Source organism: Stieleria sp., assembly GCF_041595215.1.
GTDB lineage: Bacteria > Planctomycetota > Planctomycetia > Pirellulales > Pirellulaceae > Stieleria > Stieleria magnilauensis.
On the sequence record NZ_JBFHKV010000727.1, the window covers coordinates 1 to 4532 of the forward strand.

A 4532-nucleotide genomic window follows, 5' to 3' on the forward strand; every position below is an offset into this window, starting at 1 on the left:
AATTGCACCCCGTTGAATGAGGAGATTTCTGCAACCCTAGGAAGCACGCCATCCAACCCATTCCGGTCTCTGAACCATGAAACGTCTCTCTTTTCGAGAATCGGTGGCCCAAAACGTCTTGGTCAGCGGTTTACTTGTCGCCTCGGTGGCCACGCTGCTGGCCCTTTCGACGCTGCCGCTGATTGCTGTTGAGCGTGCCGAGCCGACCGTCAAGCCGTCACAGAATGCGGTTGTACAAACTGCAACCGAGTCCGACTCGGACACCTCCGCCGGTTCAATCGATAAACCACTCGGCGACAAGCCACTCGGCGACAAAACTGACGATGACGTGCCCAACGAGCAGCCGAAATTGGTGGACATTCTCGATGCCGAAGGCGAAACCAAGGATTCGAAACCGCATCGATCGCCAGGGGCATCGTCCGCGGGTGGCCCGGCAGAGTTGATTGGTGAATTGACCGACGCACAACTGGCGGCGCTGGCTCGTGGCGAGCAACCCTCGGCGGCGCTGGCCGAGCAGCTTCAGATGACCGGTGCCGACCTTCATGAGTTGCTGCTGAGTGAGTTCGCCGATCGCTTGGGCAGGGATCACCGCAAGACGCCCGAACCCCTCGTCAAACCAGAGTCGACTGTCGATTCAACCCAGCACTCTGGGAAATCGCCGACCCCGATTCCCGGCATCGGTGCAGGGGGCGATCCGGAAGAACCGTTCGATCAGGGGCCGGTCGCCGTTCGATTGCAGGACGTCATTGTTCAGGCACAACAGGGGACACCGGCCGGAGCCGTCGTGATGGAACTGGTGTACGCCCAAGGACACGGGCCGATTCTTTTTCCGGACCAGCCGCTGTTCCTCGTCGAAACGCAAGGTCGCGCCAAGTATGCCGCGTTCGACATCACCTACCAGCAGTCGTCTAAACGCTCGCCTTTTGAAGTGGATCGCATCGAGGCGGCATTCCTGGTGAACGGACAAACGCCTTTGGAAGTGAAATTGTTGACTCGCGATGCGGTATTGCTCGAGCCACTGGAGATCAAACTCGTTGGCCAACCGGCGGCGCTCGTCGCGCTGAAACATCGCTGGTGGAAATCCTTTTCAACGATACCCAAAGAGCTCGGTGACGAGCAGAAACTGCTCCGCAGGTCATTGGCCGCGATGCTTGCCAGACGCTACGGGATGCCGAGTCCTTGGCCGGTGCCGCAGAAAGACGATGGGCAAGAAGACAGCGTGTTGGAAGCACAATTTGAACGTGCCGTCGGAATGCTCTTTGGAATGGAATCTGTCAAACTGGCGATTCAAGAGGACGTCAAACTCAATGCATCCATGCGGTCCGAACGCGCCGACGAGCCCGTGCCGCCCAAGCCCCGGATGGACAGCGTCGTCATTCCCCCGTTCCGCGACATTGCGATCGAACCGATCGCGATGCACGTGCCCGAAGAATGCTTCTATCTGCGGACGGGCAGCTTGGCCAATTACAAGAATCTGCGGCAGTTTCTGACCGGATGGGGAGGCAACCTCAGCGACGTCGTCGATTCGGGCTCTCTGGTTCGGCAGACCCGAGACAAGGTGGAGTTTCAACTCGCGCTGTCTCCCGAGCAAACCGCATCAGGCCCCTTTGATCAGCTGATTTCCGACATGGCCTTGGTCGGTTGCGATCCACTTTTCAGTGAAGGAGCGGCAGTCGGTGTTGTCTTTGAAGCGTCGGATAGTTTTCAGCTCGCTGATGCCATCAAGCGGCAGCGCCGAACGATGCTCAGTAGGTTTCCCGATGTTTCCGAACGTCTGCTGAGGGTCTCCAATCATCGCGTTTCCCTGCTTTCCACCGACGATAACCGGGTGCGTTCCTTCTACGCGATCGACGGGAATTATCATTTGGTGACGAACTCGCAAACCCTTTTGAATCGCTTCTTCCAAGCCGGACGCGGTCATCGGTCATTAGGAACACTGCGAGAGTTTCGCTATGCGAGACGCAAAGCGGATTCCGCAGGACAGCAATTTGCGTTTCTCTACCTCTCCGATCCGTTTTTTCAGAACCTGGTCAGTCCGCACTACCGAATTGAGCTGACCCGCCGGTCGCGTGCGGCACGGGAGCTTCAGCAGTTTCAATTGGCAAAGTGGTTGGCAGCCTCGGAAGGGATCGAGGAAGCCTCGGTCGGCGCGTTCATCAGCGCGAAATTACTGCCGAGAGGCTTCGCTGATCGCGCTGATGGCAGTCGGCCGATCGTCGTCGACGATCGTTTCCAAGACTCGCTTCGCGGCGTCCCAGGTGCTTTTCTTCCCATTCCCGACGTCCCCATCGATAGAGCGACACGCAGTGAAGTGATCGCCTACCGAGGCTTTCTGCGCGACTACAACCAGCAATGGCGGCGCGTCGATCCGGTGACGGTTGTCTTCACCCAAAAAGAAACGGACGCAACGGGGTTACGCCGCATCGGCATCGAAATCGTCATCACTCCGTATGCACCACAGAAATATGCCTTGCTGGAACGCCATCTGGCCGATCCCGGGCATCGTCGTTTTGCGGCCAGTGGCCGCGACCTGTTGAGTGTCGACACGGCGGTGAGGATGCGACGTGGCAGCCCACCTCATCTGCTCTACATCGGGCTGCGCGACGAGGATCTTTCGTTTGAAATCAATCATGGCCAAGTCAAGCTACTCGACCAGGAACAAGGCACGACATTTGCCAAGCTGCGATCGTTTGGTGTGATCTCGCCGCCGAGCACCGAGATTCTGCGGATGCTCAACTCGGTGTTGCTCAACGGCAAGCCGTTGCCGGAGAGCCCCACCCCACGCACACCGCCGCCGCGGGCACCCTTGCCTTGGTCGACCGCGGCACTGCCATTCGGGTCGCCACCCTCTGGGCAGTTGCTCTATTACTTTGCCTGGGGCATTGCCAATCTGCCGCCCGGAGGTGCTTCGGCGGCGAAATACTTGAGGATGATTGAGAGCCGAAATGGTTTGACGACCGTCGCAATGCAATCGGAATTGCGTAACGAGGTGTTCAACGAGATTTCACAGGAGAACATTGTCGATCCGCCAAAAGTCCGCATGCAAATGCGTTCGCTTTCCGGAGCGGAGATCGAACCCTACATTCAAGCGTACACATATCTGGCGTCGCGACGCGTCTCGTATCAGAACGCGCGGTTTCTGGCGGAACTCACTCACTGGCTGAATCTGCCACCGCAGGAATCTCAATCGGTCATTGAAAACCTGTTGAACGCCAAGATCGCCTGCCCGCTGGGCGGGGCCTACCAAATGAAACAAGTTGCCGGGCTTCCCGATTGCGTCGGCACCTCGTGGAACGATTCAAGCCTGTATGAATTGAATCAAACGCCTGAGACTTGGAAGTTCCCGTTTTTGGATTGGCTCCGCGAGATGGACCTGCGATTTGATCTCGATCAAAACACGCTGCACGCCAAAGTCGACTTGACGATTTTTGACGATCAGCGCGTTACCGACCAATTGAAGATCGCTTCGCAATGACGGTCGACGGTGTTCCGCTCCGCGATCACTCGTCGTCGAATTGAAACTTGGCGTACGGCCCCGTTGCGGAATAGCTCTCTGTCGTACTCAACTGCGGGACGTCCCAGATTTCCGATCCGTTGTATTGAGCACGCATGGCCAGAAAGTTGGACCGGGCGATCGCGTAATGCCACCGAGTTTCACCGGACTGGTTCTGTGCTTCGATCAGCAACAACGCCTCCGGGTCGGTGGCTTTGGCAAAGGCGAACAGTCCGCCGTCGATCACGTCGGACGCCGGGCTGTCGTAGCGCAACAGGGGCTGTGACAACAAACGCAGTCGCGTCTTGCTGTCGTCCTTTTCGGTCATCTCCAATTCGAATCGCTTTGCCAGTCCGCGCATTTGAACCAAGCGTTGTGCCGCCGTGCGTCCCGGCGGCGGTGCATCGGGAACCTGCTTCCAGGTGACGCCGGGCGAGGAGGTTTGCCAGTTTTTCTGTCCGGCTCGCGTGGCGACGATGTTCCCCGTCGTTAGCGACTGGAATTCGTGGCTGCTGTGCGTGTGCGGGCGGTACCACTTGTAAAACGAAGCGATCACCAACGGGCGTCCCTGGTCGGTCCAGACGTAGACGCCCCCATAGATTTCGCCGACCAGCGGATTGGTCCACGTCAGCACGGCGTCTCGGCGAAGGCTCAACGGGCGGCCGTCGGCTGAGATCGCATACTCGCTGGCGATCCGATCGGCCAGCGATGCGAACGCCGCCGCATTGTCAGCCTCTTGGGCCACACCGCAGGTCGAGACGAAAAACGAAACGCAAAAAGCCACCGCCGTTGTCCCTGTACGCATCGAACTCCCCGCTTCATGGTGTGATGGTTTGCCAATCACGCCAGAATAAGACAAGTTGTCTGCAAACGCAACGATTTCAAGAACAAAAAAGTGGGGTAAGCATCCTGCTTGCCACTCCCGACGGCCCCGCCGGCGGCCCCACCTATTCACTCAGCTGCAACCCATCGGCCGGCAAGGCACTTTCATCGATCATCGGTGAAACGTCTGCCGCTGCGGGGACGGGGACTTCAGCGG

2 protein-coding genes are annotated in these 4532 nt (G+C 58.3%); one reads left to right on the forward strand and one right to left on the reverse strand.

Going from position 1 to position 4532, the window contains the following annotated elements; all coding sequences use genetic code 11:
• The first annotated feature begins 76 nt into the window (after positions 1-76).
• Positions 77-3475, forward strand: a complete 3399-nt coding sequence (locus ABX749_RS23205) for a hypothetical protein (RefSeq protein WP_372898086.1) — start codon at positions 77-79, stop codon at positions 3473-3475.
• 25 nt (positions 3476-3500) lie between these two features.
• Here ABX749_RS23205 and ABX749_RS23210 read toward each other — a convergent pair whose 3' ends face one another.
• Entirely contained in the window at positions 3501-4277 is a 777-nt protein-coding gene (locus ABX749_RS23210; protein ID WP_372898087.1) for a hypothetical protein, read from the reverse strand.
• Positions 4278-4532: the final 255 nt, after the last annotated feature.